This is a genomic window from Bacteroidota bacterium (genome assembly GCA_018816945.1).
In the GTDB taxonomy this organism is placed as follows: Bacteria; Bacteroidota; Bacteroidia; order Bacteroidales.
The window spans coordinates 282,017-305,718 of sequence record JAHIVC010000099.1; the positions used below are offsets into that span (position 1 = coordinate 282,017).

Below are 23,702 nucleotides of genomic sequence, written 5' to 3' on the forward strand. Positions count from 1 at the left end.
AACTTATACATAAAGAAGCTTATTAGCCTACTCTATAATTGTATATGTAATCATTAATTTTAGTCTGTCAGAATAGGGAGTTGGTAAGGCTGGGTTTGTTCCATTTATGATAAACTGACCTCCGCCGGTTGCATTCCCATAAACTTTCAGATATATCCCATTATCATTTGCATCTGTATTAATTAACTTATGGATATATCTGGCGATTTGGAATTTGTATTCATTTTTGACAGAATCATAAAAACCGCCAAAATAAGCGTCGCCCTCTACCATGTCAATAATTCCCTGAGTGGTTGTGCCATCATGATTAATCTGGTCAAGAGTCAAGCGGTCAGGAGGTTTATTTCCATTATTATCTTCAATGCCCTTTATTGTCAACTCCGCGCTATTGATTGCAATATTTCCGATCGATTTTAGATTTTTAATAAACGGGAATGTTATTTTAGTCCGCACGCCACCCAATGCCTGAACATAAATGAGTTCTTCTCCTAAACTTGTATTCCCATCCAATACTTGTGCCTTAAATTCCGGAGAAGCATCCTGATAATTATTGTGATCAAAGTTGTTAAAATGATAAGTAGAATCGTAGAAATTCATTGAATAAATTTTTCCGGTTGCAGAATCATTACTATAATATGCTGTAAGCTTTGTAAAAGAAGAAGAAAGATCAATATATATAATCGATCCACCGGTATTTACCGGTTCAGAAATGATACAAAGCCCATTAATATAGTCAATGAATCTTTCATTGTTTTGCAAAATGTCAACAGGTGTTGATATAAGTTTTGTCCCGAATGCATTGCCTAGTTCCAATAAATCAATACTGATGTGTGGATTATAAGTTGTTGTATCACTTGTGCCATATTGATATATTGGAGTATTGGGTTGTGGTTGAAAAGTTATTCGTCCAATTTCAATTGGTTTATATAAAAGTTTGTCGAATGAATAATAATAATGGGTACTATCGGTAACTAACTTTTCATTTAATTCATAAACCTTTAAAGTTTGATAGGTGTTAGTATCTCCATAATAACCGCTATAAGCAAGCGATAGAATAAGTGAGTCGACTACCGGGTTAGGTCCAAAATTAAAACTGTCTATCCCAGATTTTAATCGTAATTGGGTATAGTAGTTTGCAGTAGTTTGTCCAAAAACCGGATCCATCATACTGCCCAACAAAATTCTGGAATAATTATAAGTAATCAGTGAATCATGAACTTCTGAAAAAGCAACAAGAGTGGCAGTATCAGTTGACTCAACTTCTAAATTGGCTGTTGGGCGAACTTCTAATCCAATTAATTGGGCTTTTTTAGTACAGGAGGTTAAATAAATTCCAAACGACAACACTACAAGCATGGAAATATTCCACGCACCATTCAATATTTTCAAGTTAAGCTCTTTTTAAGTTAATAATTCTTTTTTTAAGAAGATTACTCTTCCATAATTTTATCATAAAATCGGTTGTATGCGTCAATATAGGTTTCTTCAGGGTGATACTCAAGAAATGGTTTTCCTGATTCCTTTAAATAAGCTTCAGCTTCCGCATTTATTTTTTCACTACCTATAATTAGGGCATCTGAATAATCAACAGCTGCTTTCATCAAGTTCACGTAATTTCCACTTTTGTAATGTTTCAAGTCATCATCACTAATGCCTTCCAATTTTATTTTTTTTGCAAAATTTTTATTTAAATTTTCTGAGAAATCGTCATTATATATTGAGCAAATTACTTTAGAATCGGAAAAGAGTGGGTTATCTTTGAAAGCTTTCTTTAGATATAGAGGTGTTAAACTTCCAATCCAGCCATGGCAGTGAATAATGTCGGGCGCCCAACCAAGTTTTTTTACTGTTTCTAAAACTCCTCGTGAAAAGAAAATGGCCCTTTCATCATTATCCTCATAAAACTTATTGTTTTTATTGGCAATGGTAAATTTTCGTTGAAAGTAATCTTCGTTGTCGATAAAGTATATTTGCATACGGGCTTGCTGAATTGAAGCAACTTTAATAATTAATGGATGATCGGCGTCATCAATTATTAAGTTCATTCCCGAAAGTCGAATTACTTCATGCAGTTGATTTCGACGTTCGTTAATTAATCCATAGCGAGGCATAAATGTTCTAATCTCCTTTCCTCTTTCCTGAATCCCCTGAGGTAAATATCTGCATATTTTTCCCATGGGTGTTTCCTTTAGGTACGGAGTAATCTCTTGAGCAATGAATAGAACTCTTGCTTTTTGCATAACCATTGATTTTTGAAAATGCAAAATTACGAATAATTTGCTAATTATTCAATGAATAGAGATTGGAGTTGCACGTTAAATTAAAAGAAAATGCCTAACTCTCAATTCATTAAAGCAATTTACTTTAACTTATTTTAACACTAATAACATCTTATCCCCTAAAAAACAAGGCCTTAATGATGAGAAAAGCCATTTTAGGGTTCTCTTTTAATCGACGGGTTGAATATGCAAACCAATCTTTACCATAAGGAATATAAACCCTCATGGTATGTTTGTTTTCAACAATTGATGACCTTAATTCCGGAGTAACCCCATACAACATCTGAAATTCATACATGTGTTTGGGTACATTATACTTATTAATCAGTTTAAATGCACCTTCAACCAATGGCTTATCATGGGTAGCGATAGCTGGATAAATTTTATTTTGAAACATGTATTCCAAATCCTCCATATAATGCTGATTAATTTCTTCATATTTTTTATAAGCTATTTCTGCCGGTTCAACATATATACCTTTGCATAAACGATAATTAATTGGCGTTTCATTTGAATTTAAATCCTGAAGGCTTCTGATATCGTTTAGTGTACGCTTCAGGTAAGCCTGAAAAACTAAACCAACATTTTTCGGAAATTCAGTTTTAATTTTCCTGAAAAGATCTAATTCTAAATCAACGCATTGCGAGTCTTCCATGTCGATCCTGACAAAATTATTATATTTTGCTGCCCGTTCCACAATTCTTCGGATATAGGTATAACATGCATCGGCATCAATCAACAATCCAAACATGGTTGGCTTAAGTGAATAATTTCCATCAATATTGTGATCCTGAACAGTGTCGATAATATTGAGATATGTTTCAGTATTTTCAATGGCCTGATCGATGGTTGTAATAAATTCACCCAACAGATCAATCGTTACTTTAACCCCTTGAGCGTTTAAATCTTTTGAAACTTGAATGGCCTCTTCAATTGTTGTTCCGGCGATATAACGTTTTGAAAATAGCCAAACAAAATTTTTAGGCATATAAGGCAAAATTCTTGAAATCAGTTTATTGATCATATCTTAGCTTTTTAGTAGTCTTTAATCAGCCTTCGCGTTCCGCTTCGGCAGACGAGAAGGGGTGTTTTAATTCCTCGGAGCTTGCTCCGAAAGAAAGGGTTCAGGGCTTACCCTGGGGTTTAAGGCCATTTATCTTTAAATCCAATGCAAAAATAACCTTTCTTATTTTGATTAAGTAAAAATTAACCCTTTTTTTCTCCACAATTATCAATAATAATACAGAAGGATTACCTTTGTCTGTTAAATTTTTCACAGTTGTTTTATATTGTTTAATATTCATTCTTATGTATAAAATAGATAAACATCCGATTATAGATGTTAAAGCATGCGAATCAGTAAAATTCTTATTAGAAGGAAAAGAAATTATAGGTGAAAAGGGTTTTACCATTGCGGCTGCTCTTCATCAGGCCGGGTATCCGGTGCATAGCCATAGTTTGCAAAACCGTGAGCGAAGCCTTGAGTGCGGAATCGGAAAATGTGGTGCATGTGAAATGTTAGTTGATGGACAAATTAAACGTATATGTATTACAAAGGTTGATCATGTTAAAGAAGTCAGAGAAATTCCTAAAGATTTTCAACCATTTCAAACAACTGTTCAAAATAAAGAGGCGGTAAAAGTATATAAAACCAGTGTGGTTATAATCGGAGCGGGTCCGGCCGGATTAGCTGCTCGTGAAGAATTGAACAAATATGATATCGAAAATATCGTAATCGATAATAATGATAAAATTGGCGGTCAATTTTTAATGCAAACACATCAATTTTTCTTCTTTGAAAAAGAAAAGAAATTCGGAGGCATGCGGGGTTTTGAAATCGCGGAGACCTTAGCAGGTGAAAAACTGGATGGTATTTTTCTGGATTCAACGGTTTGGGATATCTTGGAAGGCAAGAGGGTTGCAGTGAAAAACATAAGTACAGATGAAATTTATTATGTTGATGCGGAACATTTGGTGATTGCTACAGGAGCTGTTCCTTTTATGCCAACGTTTGAAAACGATGATTTACCGGGTGTTTACACAGCGGCTGTTGTTCAAAAAATGATGAATAGCGAATTGACATTATTGGGTAAAAACGTACTGACTGTTGGAGCCGGTAATATCGGATATTTGACATCCTACCAGCTAATGCAAGCTGGTGCTCGTGTTAAGGCCATTATTGAAGCACAACCCAACGAAGGTGGATTTCCTGTTCAGGCAAATCGTGTTCGTCGTTTAGGGATACCGGTCATGTTATCAAAAATATTAATTAAAGCTATTCCGAATGAAGATCATACCGGCATTAAAGGGGCCGTGGTGGCCGATTGTGAAAACTTTACTCCAATTCCGGGAACAGAACAAATCATCGATGGGATTGATGCAATAAATATTTGCACGGGTTTGGTTTCTGATGATCAATTGTTAATCAAAGGAAATGAAATTTTTGGAAGGGACTGTCACGGTGCAGGTGATGCAATTCGAATTGGGGAAGGCACCAGTGCTGTATTACGAGGGAAACAAGTCGCTTTTGAAATCCTTCAGGCAATGAACATCCGTTTCAATTACGATGAATATTTAAGCTTATCAAAAGAATATATTGACTCACAACAGCACCCGATCAGAATCACTGAAAAACCCTATTTCCCAACGGATGAAAGACTTGAAGAAAAACCCTTTGTTTTGATCGATTGCCTGTATGGATTTGCATGTAATCCCTGCGAATTTGCATGCCCCCATGGTGCAATTACAAAAACTTCAACAAGTACCACGCCTCAGCTCGACTTTGATAAATGCATTGGTTGCATGCAATGTGTTTATCAATGTCCCGGATTGGCAATTTTTGGATATAACCTGAAAAAAGACTGGCTCTTTCTTCCAATTGAGTATGAAGCAACTGAAGGTGAAGAAGTATTTTTGGTAAATAACAATGGTGAAAAATTGGGTGAGGGCAAAATCGAAAAAATATTAAAGAAGCCGAATAAAACCAATATAGCCAGGGTAAAATCGAACAATTTAAGAGGAAAAGAACTTACCGAAGTTCGCGGTTTTATCGTAATGGATAATTATCCTGAAAAGGTAATTACGAAAGAATCGGAAGCTGTTGAATCTGAAACCTATGTTTGTCACTGTGATGATGTAACCCTGGAAGAAATACTTAATGTTATCGGCGACCGTAAATTTATTTCCGTTGATGAAATTAAACATACCACGCGTTTGGGAATGGGTGCTTGTCGAGGTAAACGTTGTATTCCGCGTTTAAAACAAAGTATTCGCAAATATGGGATTACGATCGTAGGAGATGCAACACCACGCGGACCCTTATCAAACCAGGTAACTTTAGGTGATCTTTATCCAAGTAATCAAAAAGAAAAAGTGCTTGTTTGTGATCATAAAAAAGAAGTAAAAAAAGTAATAGTTGAAGCATTGGTTGCCGGAGGAGGAATAGGTGGAAGTGCTTTATTCCGTTACTTGGCAGAAAATGGCAAAAAACCGGTTTTGATCAATTATGGCAGGGGAGCATCCTGGAGGAATATTGCAGGTGGACGGCCTAATTTTAGTGTTCCAGAATTGTCAGATATCGCAGTTCATAACCTTGAAATTTTCAAAGAATTACAAAGAATTAAAAATGTAGATTTTCTTCCTATCGATTATGTGACCTTTGCTCATGATGAAGCTATGTACAAAGCCCTTGTAGCATCAATGGCCTGGTCGGATGGTGAAATGATCGAGCCTAAAGATTTTTCAAAAAGGATATCTCCTTATATAAATCCTAAATTGGATAAATATAAATCTGCTTTAATTACGCATAATTGTTGGCAGGCCACTCCGGGGCGGGTAGTGGACCTCATTCGCCAAATCGGTATAAAAAATGGAGGCGAGGTTAAGGAAGATTGCAAATTAATCAATATTGAAAAAACAGGCAATACCTTTAAAGTTTTGGTACAGGATCATGACAAAACCTATATTGAATTTGAAACAGAGGTCTTCATTAATGCACTGGGGCCTGATGGTGATAAGTTTGCCAAACAATTGGGCATTGCAACCGGAATTTATCCGGTAAAACACCAGGCGTTTATTACGCGTCGATTACCAATGATGGGAAACAATAATATTCCACTACCAATGATTATTGACCGCAGAAACTATAAAGGATTTACAGCTGTTTATGGTCAGCAATTAGCCGAAACAGGTCAAATTATCGGCTGTGCATCTCCGGGTATCGAAGCCATGGAAACAGATAAGGATGTTAAATTCAATTCTAAAGAATTTATCGAAATAGTGTCCGAGGTATTTACAGATTGGATTCCCGAATTGTCATCCGTTGGATTTCAGGCCATTTGGGCCGGTTATTATGTTGAACCACGCATGGTGATCGACCCTGAACTTGGTTTATTTATTGGATTACGTGGACAAGGTTTTATGCTTGGTCAGCATTTAGCTAAAATATACGTTGAGAAACTTTTAGGAAAAGCAGTTCCTGCTTATTTTGATCGACTGAAATTAAATGAAGATGGATTATTGGAAAAAGCATTTAAGTAGAATTATCATACAATGCATTGTTTTACAGGATGTATTATCTAACACACTTAATTTAAGTTAGCATTTAATATATTTGTTATTAACAATTTTAATATATAATTTTGCAGGCCGAAATAAAAAAGGCTTGATGTGAGTTACTTAAAGGATTTTATTATTCCTTTTGAAGGATTGGGCATCGGAAATCATGAGTTTGTTTTCGATGTAAATCAGTTGTTCTTTGAAGAAATAGCGTATTCAGAATTTAAAAATGGTGCTGTAAGGGTTAAACTTGACTTAGAGAAGCAGGATAATATGCTTATTCTACTATTTAATATTAGTGGCGTGGTTAAGGTATTATGTGATCGTTGTGCTGAGGAATTTAATTATCCAATTCAGGGCGATCAACAATTACTGGTTCAATTTGGTGATCAATTTGTTGAAGAAAGCGAAGATTTGATAATCATTCCGAGAGGTGATTATGAAATTAATCTCGCACCTTATATTTATGAATACATTTGTTTATTGCTTCCAATACAAAGAATACATCCTGATGATAAATCAGGAAAATCAATGTGTAATGCTGAAATGTTGAAAAAATTAAATGAATTATCCTTCAATATAAAGCAAGATGATCCCAGATGGGATGTTTTGAAAAAACTAAAGAAAAATTAACAGCTTAAAATAATATTTAAAATGGCACATCCAAAACGTAAGATTTCAAAAACCAGAAGAGATAAAAGAAGAACTCATTATAAAGCTGTAGCTCCTACTATTGCTATTTGTTCTAATTGTGGTACCTCTGTATTATATCATCGTGTTTGTTCAGCTTGTGGTTATTACAAGGGTAAATTAGCTATTGAAAAAGCCGGAGTAGAATAATATTTATTTTCATTCAATTATTCCATAAAAATTATTAGATGAGAATAGGATTAGATGTAATGGGTGGTGATTTTGCTCCAAAGGCTACTATTGCCGGAGCCGTCATGGCTAAGACGGAGCTTGGTACATCTGACCAGATTGTTTTGATTGGTGATGAGAAAAAAATCTATCAACAGCTTAAAGAAGAAAATACAGATCCTAAAGATTTTCATATTATACATGCTGCTGAAGAGATTACAATGGGTGAGCATCCATTAAAAGCGTTTAAAACAAAACCAAATTCAAGCATAAATATAGGTTTCGGTCTTTTAAAAGCAAAAGAAATTGATGCTTTTTCAGGAGCAGGAAATAGTGGTGCAATGGTGGTGGGTGCAACCTATGCGCTTAAGCCGATTACTGGCGTAATTCGTCCATGTGGTGCTGCTATTCTTCCAAAGCAAAATGGCGGAATTACCATTCTTTTGGATATTGGAACTAATCCGGATCCTAAACCGGATGTGATGTATCAGTTTGGTATCTTGGGTTCAATTTATGCCGAGTTTGTTTATGGCGTAAAGAATCCAAAGATTGGTTTGCTGAATATAGGCGAAGAAGAAGAAAAAGGAAACTTATTATCCCAATCAGCTCATCAATTGATGAAGGATACCAATGATTTCAATTTTATTGGAAATGTTGAAGGTCGCGATTTGTTAAATGATAAGGCTGATGTTATTGTCTGTGATGGGTTTACCGGAAATGTAGTGCTAAAACAGTTGGAATCAATGTATCGCGTTTTATTGAAACGTGGGTTAATTGATGATTATACAAAAAGATTTAATTACGAAAATACTGGCGGAAGCCCTATTCTAGGGATCAATTCTTCCGTAGTTATGGGTCATGGTATTTCCAGCCCGATTGCAATCAAAAACATGTTACTGCTTTCAAAGGATATCTCCTATTCTGATTTATATGAAAAAATAGCTCAGACATTGAATAAATAATATCAACTAATTTTTGTCTTCGTTAAATAATAATTATCATTATGAGGCTTAGGGCTGCTCCAATGTGCAGGGTTGTGGCCCCAAACCTTAAAACCAAAAACATATAAATTCCGTGGCAAAAAACATAAATTATCAACACAGGGATGGAAAGACGGCGTTTATATTGTCCGCGCTATAGTTATGATGAAATGGTAAGTGGAAAATTTGTTGTAAAAAAATGAGCTTAATTTTAAACAAAAAAGACAAGCTTTTCCGGCTTGTCTTTTTTATATATTTGCTGATTAAAATTTATTCAGCCAGTATTAGGATTTTATTCTTTAACACTTCAACTACCCCACCTTTAATTTCAAAAAATTCAATCTGATCTTTATCATTTTTGATTTTAACTTTTCCTTTTTTTAGCACAGAAATCAATGGGGCGTGATTGTTCAAAATCTCAAATAAGCCATCAATTCCGGGTAACTGAACCAAAGAGGCAGTTCCTGAAAATATGATCCTATCGGGGGTTATAATTTCAATGATCATAGCGATTAATTCTTACTGTCGGCAATTAATTTTTTACCTTTTTCAATAGCCTCTTCAATGGTTCCCACCATATTAAATGCAGCTTCGGGATATTCATCAACTTCACCGTCCATGATCATATTAAACCCTTTAATGGTATCTTCAATCGAAACAACCACTCCGGGCACTCCGGTAAATTGTTCTGCCACATGGAATGGTTGGGATAAAAATCGCTGAACACGACGTGCACGGTGAACAACCAACTTATCTTCTTCCGAAAGTTCATCCATACCTAAAATGGCAATGATATCCTGTAATTCTTTATAACGTTGCAGGGTTTCAATTACGCGCTGTGCCGTATTGTAATGCTCTTCACCAACTACATCGGGAGATAAAATACGAGAAGTTGAATCCAGTGGATCAACAGCCGGATAAATTCCAAGTTCCGATATTTTACGGCTTAATACAGTAGTTGCATCAAGGTGGGCAAAAGTTGTAGCAGGAGCGGGGTCGGTTAAATCGTCAGCAGGCACGTAAACGGCCTGAACGGAAGTAATAGATCCTCGTTTGGTTGAAGTAATCCTTTCTTGCATGATCCCCATCTCGGTAGCTAAGGTAGGCTGGTAACCTACAGCCGAAGGCATACGGCCGAGTAAAGCCGATACTTCAGATCCTGCCTGGGTAAAACGGAAAATATTATCAATGAAAAATAAAATATCACGACCACCTGATTTTTCATCACCATCGCGATAATATTCAGCAAGGGTTAATCCTGAAAGGGCAACTCTGGCACGGGCTCCCGGAGGTTCGTTCATCTGTCCGAAAACCATCGTTAACAAAGATTTTTTCAGTTCATCTTTATCGACTTTTGAAAGGTCCCATCCGCCTTCTTCCATGCTTTTTTTGAATTCGTCACCGTATTTTACAAGTCCCGATTCGATCATCTCGCGCAACAAGTCATTCCCTTCACGTGTTCGTTCACCCACACCTGCAAACACAGAAAATCCCGAATATTGTTTAGCGATGTTATTAATGAGTTCCTGAATAACAACAGTTTTACCAACACCAGCTCCACCAAACAAACCAATTTTACCACCTTTTGAATAAGGCTCGATCAAATCAATAACTTTGATTCCGGTATATAAAATTTCCTGTTGGGTAGTAAGATTTTCGAATTTTGGAGGATCATTGTGTATGGGGTAGGTACGCTCTTTTGAAACGGCACCAAGTCCATCAATGGGTTCGCCAATCACATTAAAAACCCGTCCATTAATTTTATCACCAATGGGCATTGAAATCGGGATCCCTGTTGCAATGACTTCCATTCCACGACTTAAACCATCAGTTGAATCCATGGCAACGGTTCTAATTGTATTTTCTCCGGTATCTTGTTGGGCTTCTAAAACAATGATATTTCCATCTTTGTTTGTTACTTCAAGCGCATCGTAAATATTGGGCAAAGTATCATCTTGATCGAAGGTAACATCGATAACAGGTCCTATAATCTGAGATATTCTACCTACACTTTTTTTCTCCATTATTCGTATTTAAAAAATTTGGGTCAAAGATAGAAATTTAATTTGTTAAGATTAGATAAACAAGAATTCTTTATGGGTTTATCGCTTGATTTTCTTCTATTTCCCCTTCAATAGGTTTGACTTTCTTTGCAAAAACATTTCGTTGAAACAGAATCAAGCTTAATACTCCAATTGTAATGGCTGAATCGGCAATATTAAATACGGGCCTGAAAAAAATGAAATCTTTTCCTCCTAAATAAGGAACCCAGTCGGGATAAAAGGTATGAATAACAGGGAAGTAAAGCATGTCAACAACTTTTCCGTGTAAAAAACTTGAATAACCTCCTCCTTCGGGCATAAATGCTGCCACGTTATAATAGGTACTCTCCGAAAAAATTACACCATAAAAAACACTGTCGAGGATATTTCCAAGTGCACCTGTTAAAATCAATGAAATACTGGCGATGAGTCCAAAACCGGCTTTTTTATTGATCAGATGTTTTATATACCACCCAAGGGCTCCAACTGCAATAATTCGGAAAACGGTTAGAATGACTTTGCCGGTTTCTCCTGCAAACTCCATCCCAAAAGCCATTCCATTGTTCTCAATAAAATGTATAATAAACCAATTACCCAACACCTTAATTTCTTCACCTATGTGCATATGGGTTTTTATCCAAATTTTAAAAATCTGATCAATGATGATAATCGGTATGATAATGAATAACGCTTTTTTCAAAATATTTCTTAATTAAAAAGAAAAGAAGTAACCAATACAAGCCTGATTACTTCTTTTCCTGTATTCACAAAATTTTAGTTGTTTTGATTGAGTTTTGCATCCATGCTTAAAGTGGCGTGAGGAACACTCCTAAGCCTTTCTTTTGCAATTAATTTTCCGGTAACCCTGCATATTCCATAAGTTTTATTTTCGATACGGATGAGTGCATTTTCAAGATTGTTGATGAATTTTTCCTGACGACCTGCCATTCGGCTGTTTTCTTCTTTTGACAATACATTATGACCTTCTTCCAATACTTTGAATACGGGAGAGGTATCATTGGTGCCATTCTCGTTCTTGTTAGTATAAGCTTCCGTAAGCAACTCGAAATCTTTTCTTGCTTTTACCAGTTTTGCCAAAATCAAATCCTTGAATTCCTCTAATTCCTCATCAGAATATCTGGTTTTCTTTACGTCGTCCTTTGCTGCTTGCTTTTCCATGGTTTCTATTTTTAAAATGAACTGGGCCATCTCTTTTTGTCAGATTATTTTAACAATTTGTAATTGAGCCTGAATATCGTCTGTAAGTTCGATAGTTATTGCTTTTTCGTTGTTAAGCTGATCAACAAAAGTGAGAGATTCTGCCAGCGTTTCAGAACAAATATATGAATTATTATGAATAATTGCTTTATCAATTTCATTGTTTTTTACCAGCTCGATTTTAATGCGATCAGTAACCTCAAACTTCTGATCTTTTCGATAGTTTTGGATGCGATTTATGAACTCTCTGGCAATCCCTTCTTCTTTAAGTTGGGGGGTGATAGAAATATCTAAAGCCACTGTTAAGCTATCTAGATTCGTGACAACCCAACCCGGGATATCTTCTGTTAATATCTCTACATCAGTAAGTTCAAGCTCAATCTGCTGACCATCAATATTAAGTTCGTATTTTTTATCATTCTCAATTCTGGTGATGTCATTTTGTGTCAATTGATTTACTGCATCTGCAATTTGTTTCATCATTTTACCAAATTTCGGGCCCAGGGTTTTAAAATTGGGCTTTATCTTTTTAACGAGTATTCCTGAAACATCAGTGAGATATTCAATTGCTTTTACATTTATTTCCGATAAAATAAGTTGTTCAACGGCTTCAATCTGATTTTTGAAATTATCATTTAGAACCGGAATCATAATTTTATTCAGCGGTTGTCGCACACGGATGTTTGTTTTTTTTCGCAAGGAAAGCGCCATTGAAGATATTTTTTGCGCCAATTGCATGCGTTCTTCCAGATCCTTGTCTATCAGTTGTTCATCAACCAAAATATAATCTGTTATATGAACTGATTTTGTTTTCACTTTTCCTGTAACTTCATTTAAATCGTTGAAAAGCCTGTCCATGTAAAATGGCGCAATAGGAGAAGCAATCTGAGCGATGGTTTCCAAACAGGTATAAAGCGTTTGATAAGCTGAAATTTTATCTTCTGTGTATGTGCCTTTCCAGAATCTTCTTCGGCAAAGTCGCACATACCAGTTACTTAAATGTTCGTCAACAAACTCCTGAATGGCACGACCCGCTTTTGTTGGCTCATAGTCATTATAGGCTTCATCAACATTTTTAACTAAAGTGTTTAGTTCGGAAAGTATCCAACGATCGATTTCCGGTCTTTCATTCACTGGTATTGGGTCTTCTTTAAAAGAAAAACCATCAATATTTGCATAGAGTGCGAAGAAGGAATAGGTATTGTAAAGGGTGCCGAAAAACTTTCGGGTAACTTCACTAATTCCATCCAGATCGAACTTCAAATTATCCCATGGTTGGGCATTTGTAATCATATACCAACGTAAAGCATCAGCACCGTACTTTTCAATAGTTTCAAAAGGTTCGACCGTATTGTTCAAACGCTTCGACATTTTATTGCCGTTTTTGTCAAGAACAAGCCCGTTCGATACACAGGTTTTAAAAGAAACCGAATCGAACAACATCACCGAAATTGCATGGAGGGTAAAAAACCATCCACGGGTTTGATCTACACCTTCCGCAATAAAATCGGCCGGAAAACTTGATTCAAATTCTTCAATATTGTCGAATGGAAAATGAAACTGGGCATAAGGCATTGCTCCAGAATCAAACCAAACATCAATCAAATCGGGTTCACGAAACATTTTTTGTCCGGACTTGGAAACCAGAAAAATTTCATCAACATACGGACGGTGAAAATCAAAAGTTTGATAATTTTCGTCCGAAAGATTATCGGGATCAAAATTAGCCAATGGACTTTCGGTCATGAATCCTGCTTGAATTGATTTTTCAATTTCGGCTTTTAATTCTCTGGCCGAACCAATGCAAATTTGCTCTGAGAGATCTTCTGTGCTCCAGATTGGCAAAGCAACTCCCCAAAATCGTGAGCGCGATAAATTCCAATCAACCAAATTCTCAAGCCAGTTACCAAATCGGCCACTACCTGTTGATTTAGGTTTCCAATTAATGGTATTGTTCAACTCAATCATCCGATCTTTAAAATCAGTGGTTTTTATAAACCATGAATCTAAAGGATAATAAAGGATGGGTTTATCGGTTCTCCAGCAATGAGGATAGGAGTGTTCGTATTTCTCGGTCTTAAAAGCTTTGTTCTCCTGTTTAAGTTTAACGATGATATCGATATCCACATTGTCTTTTTTATCTGGATCGATTTTTGAATCATATTCGTTCTTAACATATCGTCCGGCAAACTCACCCATCTCTTCAGTAAATTTACCTTGTTTGTTAACCAATGTAAGCGACCCAATTCCGTTTTCATGGGCAATCTTAAAGTCATCAGCACCAAAACTGGGTGCAATGTGAACGATTCCGGTTCCGTCTTCAGTGGTAACGAAATTGCCGTTCAAAACTTTGAAAGCATCTCCATCTATGGGCTGGGCGTAGGGTAATAATTGCTCGTAGTTAATGCCTTTAAGTTGTTTTCCGGTAAATTCTTCTCCTAATTCAAAAGGAATATTTTTTTGACCATTTTCATATTCGCTGAGCTTCAGTTCTGCACTTTTCTCAGGAAAAAATTTCCCTACCAGATCTTTTGCAAGGATTACTGTAATTGGCTCGAAGGTATATGGATTATAGGTTTTTACTTTAACGTAATTAATTTTGGGACCAACAGCCAGAGCTGTGTTTGATGGAAGCGTCCATGGAGTAGTTGTCCATGCAATAAAAAATAAATCGCCATGAGTATCATTGAACAAAAAAGCCGATTTTTTATCGTTCTTAACTTTGAACTGGGCTGTTACCGTATTGTCTTTCACCATTCGGTAACAACCGGGCATATTCAATTCGTGTGAACTTAATCCGGTTCCGGCAGCAGGTGAATACGGCTGAATGGAATAGCCTTTATATAGCAATCCCCTTTTGTGGAGTTTACTTAAAAGGTTCCAAACCGATTCAATGTATTTATTGTCGAAAGTAATGTAAGGATTGTCAAGATCGACCCAATATCCCATCCGTTTGGTCAAATCGTCCCACTTATCTTTATATTTCATGACCTCCTTGCGACAGGCTTTATTATAATCTTCAACTGAAATTGATTTACCGATGTCTTCTTTCGTAATTCCGAGGGTTTTTTCAGTGGCAATTTCGATGGGTAAACCATGCGTATCCCAACCGGCTTTACGTTTAACGTAAAATCCTTTTAAGGTTTTATATCGGCAGAAAATATCTTTAATGGCACGTGCCATCACGTGATGAATTCCGGGCAATCCGTTGGCAGAAGGTGGACCTTCATAAAACACGAAAGATTTTTTCCCTTCCCTGTTCTTCAAACTGGCTTCAAAAATGGCCTGATCTTTCCAATACTTTTCAACCTCAGTTCCGACCTGTGATAAGTTAAGTTTTTCGTATTCCCGGTATTTCATATTTAATAATTGATTAAACGATCTTTAATCGAACTTTTGTGAGTTAAAGATTAGTAGTGATTTTATGTAAATTAATAAGTGGGTGCAAAGGTAAAAAAAAATGTAAATAATTTAGCCAAAGGTTTTTAATACTAATGAAATTGATCTTTATACAGATGACACAGGTTGATTAATATCTCAATGTCTTAAAGTGAAGCAACCATACTACTATTAAAATCATCTTAAAGAATAAAATTAAAACCCTAATTGGATTAATATGAAACTAAAATTTAAAAAAATAAATTGGCTGTTAATCGTTTTAATTATTACCCTATCAGCAGGAGGAGGATGTAATAATAAAGAACTAAATATCGAATGTGGAGCCGAAGATCCAATAAAAAACCTTCCATGGTTAGCTGCATTAAAAGACAATCTTAATTCTAACACATCAATTTCAGTTGCTGAGGTTGAATTGTATGTTCAAATGAATGGTCAAAATAATATATATTTCTTTTATATAAGCCAAAGTATTCAGGATGCCTTTGATTTGCCGGCTGGTTTTATTTATAATTGCAAGGGTGAAATCCTTTATTCTTGTGGAGGTAATCAGCCCACCGATTCCTGTCAAGATTTCTTTGCAAGCGCAATCTTTGTTAAATCCTTATGGAAAAAATAATATCAATCAACCCTGCGATGGTTTTAAACCATCGCAGGGTTGGGTTAATTAATATCCTGCTGCCTGCCCGTCTTTACGCGATTCGGAAGCACCGAAATAAACTTTATTTTTTGCATCCCACATAATAGCCTGATAACCTCCGTAACCACCTAAATCCCATTGGATTTTATGGCCCTTCATCAGGAGTTTTTGAAGTTCTTCCCATCGGATTCCGCTTTCGAGCAATAAAACACCTCCATTGGTCATTTTTTCGCCTGTTGGTTCCGATGAGCCTTCATGTTGTATACGTGGGGCATCACCCGCTTCCTGTAGATTCATGCCAAAATCAATCAGGTTTACCACGATTTGGGCATGGCCCTGAGGTTGCATGGCACCACCCATCAAACCGAAACTAATCCATGGTTTTCCATCTTTGGTTATAAAAGCGGGAATGATGGTATGAAAAGGTCGTTTACCGGGTTCGTAAACATTGGCATGGCCTTCTTCCAGTGAGAACATTTCACCCCGGTCCTGCAAAATAAAACCTAAACCCGGAGGGCAAATACCTGAGCCCATTCCGCGATAATTACTTTGGATTAATGATACCATATTGCCAAATTCGTCGGCAACGGTCATGTAAATCGTGTTTCCTATCTCTAGCTCTCCTGCATTATATGCTTTGGCAGCGATATTAGCGTTGAAGAGTTTGAGCCTTTCTTTTGCATATTCTTTCGTCAGCAATTTTTCAATTGGTATCTTGTTAAAATCGGGATCGGCATAAAATTTGGCACGATCTTCAAAAGCAAGTTTTTTAATTTCAGTAAAGAGATGGATGTATTCGGCAGTACCGAAACCCATGGCAGCAATGTCATACTGTTCAAGCATATTCAGCATTTGAAGAGCTGCAGTACCTTGTCCGTTAGGAGGCAGTTCCCAAACATCATAACCACGATAATTAACCGAGAGGGGTTCAACCCATTCAGAATAATGTGAGGCCATGTCTTCATAAGATAAAAAGCCCCCTTGTTCTTTCATAAATTTGTCAATGGTACGGGCAATGCTTCCTTTATAAAATTCGTCCCTGCCTTTATTGGCAATCAATTCGAGGGTATTTGCCAATGCCGGATTTTTGAAAATTTCTCCTTTTTTAGGTGCCGCTCCATTCGGCATATAAACATCGGCAACGTTTGGAAATTTTTTTAAATTCCGTGTTCCGGTTTCCATGTAATAAGCAATAAGTTCGGTAACAGGGAACCCTTTTTTAGCATATGTAATTGCAGGTTGTAATATTTCTTTCATGGGCATGGTCCCAAATTTTTTGTTCATTTCAAACCATCCATCAACTGCCCCGGGAACAGAAACCGGTAAAACTCCGTGAGGGGGAATTGATTTGTAAGCATTCTTTTTAAAATACTCCAAAGTAAGCGATTTTGGGGATCTTCCACTTCCATTTAAACCATAGAGTTTTTGATCTTTAGCCGACCAAATAATGGCAAAAATATCGCCACCAACCCCATTTCCTGTAGGTTCAACCAAGCCTAAAACTGCATTTGCAGCAATAGCAGCATCTATGGCATTGCCGCCTTTTTTTAAGATATCGAGGGCAACTTGTGTGGCAAGCGGTTGACTTGTTGCTGCCATTCCATGCTGAGCTATAATTTCGGAACGGGTTGCAAAATCACGGCCAGTGATCCGATCCTGCGATAATACCGGAACTGCCAATAGTACTATAAAAGAGATGACCAGTAAGTTTTTCATTTTTAAGTTTTATTTATTGTTGAATAGGTTGATAACAGATCTGCTCATGGCTGCAACACCAGTCCTGAAAGTTGGTTCAAAGTCAGGTTTGTAAGCCGAATTATGAAGCCCCGGAAGTGATTTGCCATTATTTTGAGAATCATTATATTGTTGGCGGTTAACACTTCCCAGCCAAAATAGGGCAATGGGTATTTTTTCTTCAGTCCGTCCATATTTACCAAAATCTTCACCAACGGTGGCAGGATTAACTTGATAAACATTTTCTTCACCAAGAATTTCCTGCATGGATTTAACAGTACTTAAAACTAATTCAGGATTGTTTGCAACCGGTGGAGTAAATTCTTTTTTTATCTCAACCTTGGGCCATTTATCTTCAGGAAGACCTGCCGATATTGCAATCCCCTTAGGGATTCGGTTGATTGCTTCGCATATTTCAGCATATACTTCATCGGTAAAAAACCGGATTGTAAGCTGCATTTTTACTTCATCAGGGATGATATTATGCTTACTGCCCCCATGAATTGAGCCAACTGTAACAACTGCAGGATTGAATGGATTAATTTCCCTGCTTACGACAGTCTGTAAGGCTAATATTGTTCGAGCTGCCAATACAATCGGATCAACAGTTGTGTGTGGCAAGGCACCATGGCCTCCTACTCCAAAGATGGTTAAATCTACAGAGTTAACCCCGGCGAATATAGGTCCGGGAAAATAACCAATTTCACCGGCAGGAATTTCTGCACTTACATGATAACTAAAAGCATAATCTGGTTTAGGAAATTTTTTGAACAAGCCATCATTAATCATCGCAATACTTCCAATACTACCTTCTTCAGCAGGTTGTGCAATTGCTAATATGGTACCTTTCCATTCATCTTTAAGTTTTACCAGGGTTGCAAGGGCACCTAACCAGGTTGACATGTGCATATCATGGCCGCAGGCGTGCATCACAGGTGATTCAATACCTTCAGAATTATTCATCACTACTGAACTTGCATAGGGCAAACCTGTATTTTCTTTGATGGGCAGGGCATCCATATCTGTTCGAAGCATGATGGTTTTGCCTTCACCGTTTTTAAAAACCCCGACAACTCCATTTCCGCCAAAATTTGTGGTGACCTCAAACCCCAATTGCTTAAGTTGATAAGCCATTTTTTCGGCAGTTTTAAACTCCATTAATGAAAGTTCAGGATTTTGATGTAAATCGATATAAAGTTCATTGATCTTTTGAACTTGTGCTTCAACTGCTTTGAAAATTTTCTTATTCAACTCAAGGGATTTTGTTTGAGATTGGATCAAAATATTGGCTGAAAAAAGGAGAAATACTGTAATTATAATTGATCGTATCATTTTATGATTTGTTAGTTTAGTCAAAGATACACATATAGGTTTGCTAATATAAAAAGTTTTTATATCAGATCGGAATTTGCATATTAACAAATCGACAAGAAGTCAGATTCATTATAATAAAATAGCTTTTTAGGGTGTGTTTTAAACTTGTAACAAGTTGCATTTTTATTAATTTAGCCAATATATAAAGTTGAATTGATTGATAAAACCAGAAACCATACAAGAGATTTTTGAAACTGCCAAAATTGATGAAGTTGTTGGTGATTTTGTTTCGTTGAAACGCAGGGGAATAAACCTTATCGGACTTTGCCCGTTTCATAATGAAAAAACACCCTCGTTTACTGTTTCTCCTGCCAAGGGAATTTATAAATGTTTTGGTTGTGGTAAGGGTGGAAATGCAGTCAATTTCATCATGGATCATGAGCATTATACTTACCCTGAGGCTTTAAAATATCTGGCTCATAAGTATAATGTCGAAATTGATGAGGAAGAGCGAACACCTGAAATGCTTCAACAGCATAGCTCGATGGAGGGCTTATTTCATGTTTCGGCCTTCGCCCAGAAATATTTTTCGGAAACACTTAATAATACAGAGGAAGGCAAAGCAATTGGGCTGTCCTACTTTTTGGAACGGGATTTTACGGAAGAAACCATCCTTAAATTTCAGTTGGGTTATTGTTTGGATAAATTCGATGATTTTTCAAAAACTGCTTTAAAAGAGGGATACAAAAAAGAACAACTGATCAAGTCGGGTTTAAGCATTGAAAATGATCAAAATATTTTTGACCGCTTTAAAGCGAGGGTAATTTTCCCAATTCATAATTTAACAGGCAGGGTTGTTGGTTTTGGCGGGCGAATTTTAAGCAGTGAAAAAAGCAAGGCGAAATATATAAATTCGCCCGAATCGGATATTTACAATAAGAGCAAGGTTTTGTATGGGATTTTTTATGCAAAAAATGCCATTTTAAAGAATGATGATTGCTTGTTGGTTGAAGGCTATACCGATGTAATTTCACTGCATCAGGCCGGGATTGAAAATGTGGTTGCTTCATCGGGAACTTCGCTTACGATCGATCAGATTAAACTCATCAAGAGATTCACTCCCAACATCACGATTTTATATGATGGAGATGCCGCAGGTTTAAAAGCTTCTTTCCGGGGGATCGACATGATTTTGGAAGCTGGCATGAACGTAAAGATTGTCCTTTTCCCGGATGGAGAAGATCCGGATTCTTACGCTAGAAATCATTCGAGGGACGATGTTAAAGATTTTATTAAAAAAAATGCTGCTGATTTTATTTCATTAAAGACCAATTTATTGGTCAGGGAATCGGATAAGGATCCTTTAAAAAAGGCCGCTTTAATTAAAGAAATTGTCCAAACGATTGCCCTGATCCCTGATGGGATTTACCGCTCGGTTTATTTAAAAGAGTGCAGCTCGATCATGGATATTGCCGAACAAACATTGGTAAACGAGCTGAATAAACTGCTTCGTAAAAAATTTAAAGATCAAAATAAAGAAGAATCTTCTGAAGAGATTCCGCAATATGCGGTTCCTGATCTGAAGGAAAAATACGAGGTTGAGCGATTTGATACACTTACTCACGAACGCGAGATTATCCGATTATTGCTTACTTATGCCGATCAGGAAATAATTTTTGACGATATTGATGAAAATGATCGAAAAATTGAGGTCCCGATCAAGATTGCCGAATATGTAATCCACGATTTAAAATCGGATGAAATTGGCTTTCATGATGCAGAATTGCAGTTAATTTTTAATGAGTTCGATCGAGCGCTTGAAAATGGCACCATTTTATCGAGCGAATTTTTCACGCAAAATCCGGATGCAAAGCTATCAAAACTGGCCATTGATTTAATGGCAACACCTTATGAACTAAGTGATAATTGGTTGCGAAAACGAATCCCGGTTAAGCACGAAAGTGATAATTTGATTAAGCTTATTACCTCCTGTGTTTTATCATTTAAGGCTAAAAAAATTGATCAGATGATTTTGGATAATCAGAAGGAACTCAATGAAGTTGTTGACCCAACTGAATTTATGTTGCGACAGCAAAAACATATGAGTTTAAAAACCATCAGTATTGAAATTAACAAAGAATTGAGCCGGATTATAACAAAGTAAATTAGTGAGACTATGATTTTGAATTCAAAATCATTAGCCGAAATTCTGCCAGATGTTATACCCACCGAAGGAGGGCAGGCTGGAATCCCGAGAACGTGCATTAAGCAGCAGTCGAAATGTAATTGAGGGATCAGAGGGTTATAATTAACTTGCCTAATAGCAGTCAGGTTCCCGGCATTTTGATGCGGATTATAAAAATAAATTCCATTAAGACATTAGAAATTAGACGTTAGAAAAAGTCCTCCTTTGTCTAACGTCTAAAATCTAAGATCTAAAATCTTGAAGATCCCGATATGCTTCGCAATCGGGATTTGTTCGCCTTGATTATTTTACTTCGTAATACTCGTAAAATAATAGGCTTACAAAAACACAACGGGAACCCATTCTCGCCGAATGAATTCCCGCTCACGCCCTTTGTACCGTAGCACTCCGTTTGTGCCAAGTTACCGTTATTTTGACTAGCTTTTTTTGGTTTCACCCCGAAGGGATTTTCCGTTTGCCCGGTGTTTTCGAATTAGTCCACCTTTCGGTTCAACTTCATCGTGTTCACCCCAGATCTCAAAACTTGCTTCAAATCCAACTTACCTTGCGGTTCGTCTTTTTTCAAGTGTGAGTGCCTGATTTGTTCCTTGCGGTACTTTCAATCCACTCTTCGTTTTTCGATTGGCCTTTTATCGCTCACTTGGTGATTCAAATATAGTATCAAGACGAGGGCGATACCAACTTTTTTAATCTCTTCTTATTCACAATTCATGCACAATGGTTATTAACAAATGTTAATAAAGTGTGTTGTTTATTTTTGTCAGATTTAGCTCAAATTATTATTTTTCTGCAACTATCTTTGCAATACTTAAAAAAAGAGAAATATGGCTACAAAAATAAAAGAACTCGAATTTAAAAAGATACTTGAAATGCTTAATGAATTCGATTCTGATTCGGTTTATGAGGAAGTGAATATTCTTCCGAATAGTGAAGATTTAAGGGCACAGGTTGAGAAATATGTAGATACAAAATCGATTAATAAACGCTCGGTATTTGGGATTGATATTTATCGGTATGGTATGTATAATCATCTGGAACAAACCCTCATTCCGCCTGTATTTAAAATTTTGTTCAATAAAGCCATTAAATTGAGCCTTGAAAACAATCAATTCGTATTTCAGAAATACACAAAGGAAAGTATTGAAAATGCATTTATAAGTACAGGAGATGGAGGCTTCGTAATTTTTGACAATCCGCTTCATGCCTTATTTTTTGCAATCAATTTTGAAATGCTGGTGAGGGCGTATAACTCATACCACTTATATCCAAAGTTGCGCGACATAACCGGGAGCATCAGTTTAAGGTACGCGATCACAACCGATACCATACATTCATTTGATCATAATTTTTACGGAACCGCCATCATAAATAATTCACGGATACTTGAAAAAGATTCATTAAACCGCTGTTTAATTGATCAGGATACCTATAATTGGTTTTTGATCAATATCGATGGAATTGAAAACCTTCAGGTATTGACCATTAGGGAGATTGCGAATATTTACGAATTTCAAGATTACGACCGAACATTTTTGAGTGGTGAAAATGAAATCATGAATACGCGGGTAAGTCGTTATTCGGGGATCATCAATTCAGATATTTCTAAAATCGGACAGATAAAGTCAAAAGAAATGAATTTGAATATTTATAATCTTCACCTGCAAGTTACCATGAAAGCATCATCATCGGCGAAAAGCAAAAGTCAAAGAACGATCACGATCAGTATCGGAAACTTAAATACCTCCGGTATCTAATATTTTGAGATTGATGTTTTAACAACTATATTTGGCTTACACTAAATAAAAATGTCATGAAAAAAAATGTTGGATTAATTGATAAAATTATCAGAATCGTAATCGCAATTATCATTGCATATTTGCTTTATGCGAAAATAATTGTTGGTACCTTGGCGATTGTTCTGGCCGTATTCGGAATTATTATGATCGTTACCTCAATTTTTGGATTCTGTGCACTTTATGTTTTATTTGGGATTAAAACCTGTCCGGCTAAAACAAATAAGGATTAGCGCTTTTTCTGAAAAAACAGACTTAAAAGATTTGAGCATTCAGCCTCTAAAATACCTGATGAAACTTTGGTTTTAGGGTGTAATAGAGGCTGTTTAATTGTTGTGAATCCTCTTTTGGGATCGGAAGCGCCGTATTTGATTTGTGAGATTTGTGCCCAAAGTGAAGCTCCGGCGCACATGTAACATGGTTCGAGCGTAACGTATAAAGTGCATTGATCAAGATATTTGCCTCCCAACGTATTTGTGGCTGAAGTAAAAGCCTGCATTTCTGCATGCGCAGTTACATCATTTAATGTTTCGGTTAAATTATGAGCGCGGGCAATAATCCGATCATTAAAAACGATGATTGCACCAACAGGAACTTCATCTTTTTCAAAAGCAATTTGGGCTTCTTTCAAAGCTTCTTTCATAAAGTATTCATCAGAAAAAATATGAATGCCCATAATTTGTTT

At 36.4% G+C, this 23,702-nt stretch carries 19 protein-coding genes; 8 read left to right on the forward strand and 11 right to left on the reverse strand.

What is annotated here, in order from left to right; genetic code table 11:
* Positions 1-27 precede the first annotated feature (27 nt).
* The 3 genes from KKG99_15490 to KKG99_15500 all read right to left on the reverse strand — a co-directional run bounded on the left by KKG99_15490 (position 28) and on the right by KKG99_15500 (position 3,303).
* Entirely contained in the window at positions 28-1,389 is a 1,362-nt protein-coding gene (locus tag KKG99_15490) for a DUF4270 domain-containing protein (GenBank protein ID MBU1014402.1), read from the reverse strand.
* 41 nt (positions 1,390-1,430) lie between these two features.
* Positions 1,431-2,240 carry a glycogen/starch synthase gene (locus tag KKG99_15495; GenBank protein ID MBU1014403.1) on the reverse strand — a complete coding sequence of 270 codons (810 nt, stop codon included), beginning with the start codon at positions 2,238-2,240 and terminating at the stop codon, positions 1,431-1,433.
* 151 nt (positions 2,241-2,391) lie between these two features.
* Positions 2,392-3,303, reverse strand: coding sequence for a proline dehydrogenase family protein (locus KKG99_15500; protein MBU1014404.1), 912 nt, complete (start codon positions 3,301-3,303; stop codon positions 2,392-2,394).
* 284 nt (positions 3,304-3,587) lie between these two features.
* Between KKG99_15500 and KKG99_15505 the strand changes: the two genes are divergently transcribed.
* The 4 genes from KKG99_15505 to plsX all read left to right on the forward strand — a co-directional run bounded on the left by KKG99_15505 (position 3,588) and on the right by plsX (position 8,656).
* Positions 3,588-6,818, forward strand: coding sequence for an FAD-dependent oxidoreductase (locus KKG99_15505; GenBank protein ID MBU1014405.1), 3,231 nt, complete (start codon positions 3,588-3,590; stop codon positions 6,816-6,818).
* Positions 6,819-6,947: 129 nt separating this feature from the next.
* Positions 6,948-7,469 carry a DUF177 domain-containing protein gene (locus tag KKG99_15510; GenBank protein MBU1014406.1) on the forward strand — a complete coding sequence of 174 codons (522 nt, stop codon included), beginning with the start codon at positions 6,948-6,950 and terminating at the stop codon, positions 7,467-7,469.
* A gap of 21 nt (positions 7,470-7,490) precedes the next feature.
* Positions 7,491-7,676: a 50S ribosomal protein L32 gene (rpmF, locus tag KKG99_15515; GenBank protein MBU1014407.1), complete on the forward strand. Its 186-nt coding sequence runs from the start codon at positions 7,491-7,493 to the stop codon at positions 7,674-7,676.
* Between the two features lie 38 nt (positions 7,677-7,714).
* Complete coding sequence (gene plsX / locus KKG99_15520) at positions 7,715-8,656, forward strand: phosphate acyltransferase PlsX (GenBank protein ID MBU1014408.1); 942 nt, start codon at positions 7,715-7,717, stop codon at positions 8,654-8,656.
* Positions 8,657-8,944: 288 nt separating this feature from the next.
* Here the strand turns inward: plsX and atpC are convergent, their stop codons facing one another.
* The 5 genes from atpC to ileS all read right to left on the reverse strand — a co-directional run bounded on the left by atpC (position 8,945) and on the right by ileS (position 15,294).
* On the reverse strand, positions 8,945-9,181 hold the full coding sequence (gene atpC / locus KKG99_15525; GenBank protein ID MBU1014409.1) for an ATP synthase F1 subunit epsilon: 237 nt from the start codon (positions 9,179-9,181) through the stop codon (positions 8,945-8,947).
* Positions 9,182-9,186: 5 nt separating this feature from the next.
* Positions 9,187-10,698 (reverse strand): F0F1 ATP synthase subunit beta, encoded by a 1,512-nt coding sequence (gene atpD, locus KKG99_15530; protein MBU1014410.1) that lies wholly within the window; start codon positions 10,696-10,698, stop codon positions 9,187-9,189.
* Between the two features lie 70 nt (positions 10,699-10,768).
* On the reverse strand, positions 10,769-11,419 hold the full coding sequence (locus KKG99_15535; protein ID MBU1014411.1) for a lipoprotein signal peptidase: 651 nt from the start codon (positions 11,417-11,419) through the stop codon (positions 10,769-10,771).
* A 71-nt stretch (positions 11,420-11,490) separates the two neighbouring features.
* Positions 11,491-11,895 carry a TraR/DksA family transcriptional regulator gene (locus tag KKG99_15540; protein MBU1014412.1) on the reverse strand — a complete coding sequence of 135 codons (405 nt, stop codon included), beginning with the start codon at positions 11,893-11,895 and terminating at the stop codon, positions 11,491-11,493.
* Positions 11,896-11,934: 39 nt separating this feature from the next.
* Entirely contained in the window at positions 11,935-15,294 is a 3,360-nt protein-coding gene (ileS, locus tag KKG99_15545) for an isoleucine--tRNA ligase (protein ID MBU1014413.1), read from the reverse strand.
* Positions 15,295-15,550: 256 nt separating this feature from the next.
* Here ileS and KKG99_15550 point away from each other — a divergent pair, with 256 nt between their 5' ends.
* Entirely contained in the window at positions 15,551-15,949 is a 399-nt protein-coding gene (locus KKG99_15550; protein ID MBU1014414.1) for a hypothetical protein, read from the forward strand.
* A 48-nt stretch (positions 15,950-15,997) separates the two neighbouring features.
* Here the strand turns inward: KKG99_15550 and ggt are convergent, their stop codons facing one another.
* Both ggt and KKG99_15560 read right to left on the reverse strand, forming a co-directional pair.
* Positions 15,998-17,686 (reverse strand): gamma-glutamyltransferase, encoded by a 1,689-nt coding sequence (gene ggt / locus KKG99_15555; protein MBU1014415.1) that lies wholly within the window; start codon positions 17,684-17,686, stop codon positions 15,998-16,000.
* Positions 17,687-17,695: 9 nt separating this feature from the next.
* Positions 17,696-19,036, reverse strand: coding sequence for an amidohydrolase (locus KKG99_15560; protein ID MBU1014416.1), 1,341 nt, complete (start codon positions 19,034-19,036; stop codon positions 17,696-17,698).
* A 199-nt stretch (positions 19,037-19,235) separates the two neighbouring features.
* Between KKG99_15560 and dnaG the strand changes: the two genes are divergently transcribed.
* The 3 genes from dnaG to KKG99_15575 all read left to right on the forward strand — a co-directional run bounded on the left by dnaG (position 19,236) and on the right by KKG99_15575 (position 23,250).
* Positions 19,236-21,182 (forward strand): DNA primase, encoded by a 1,947-nt coding sequence (gene dnaG / locus KKG99_15565; GenBank protein MBU1014417.1) that lies wholly within the window; start codon positions 19,236-19,238, stop codon positions 21,180-21,182.
* An 866-nt stretch (positions 21,183-22,048) separates the two neighbouring features.
* Positions 22,049-22,978, forward strand: a complete 930-nt coding sequence (locus KKG99_15570) for a hypothetical protein (GenBank protein MBU1014418.1) — start codon at positions 22,049-22,051, stop codon at positions 22,976-22,978.
* A 56-nt stretch (positions 22,979-23,034) separates the two neighbouring features.
* Positions 23,035-23,250, forward strand: coding sequence for a DUF2892 domain-containing protein (locus tag KKG99_15575; GenBank protein ID MBU1014419.1), 216 nt, complete (start codon positions 23,035-23,037; stop codon positions 23,248-23,250).
* On the opposite strand, the gene KKG99_15580 is transcribed toward KKG99_15575, so the two are convergent.
* A complete protein-coding gene (locus KKG99_15580; GenBank protein MBU1014420.1) occupies positions 23,247-23,693 on the reverse strand; it encodes a nucleoside deaminase in 447 nt (148 codons plus the stop codon). The genes KKG99_15575 and KKG99_15580 overlap by 4 nt on opposite strands.
* Positions 23,694-23,702: the final 9 nt, after the last annotated feature.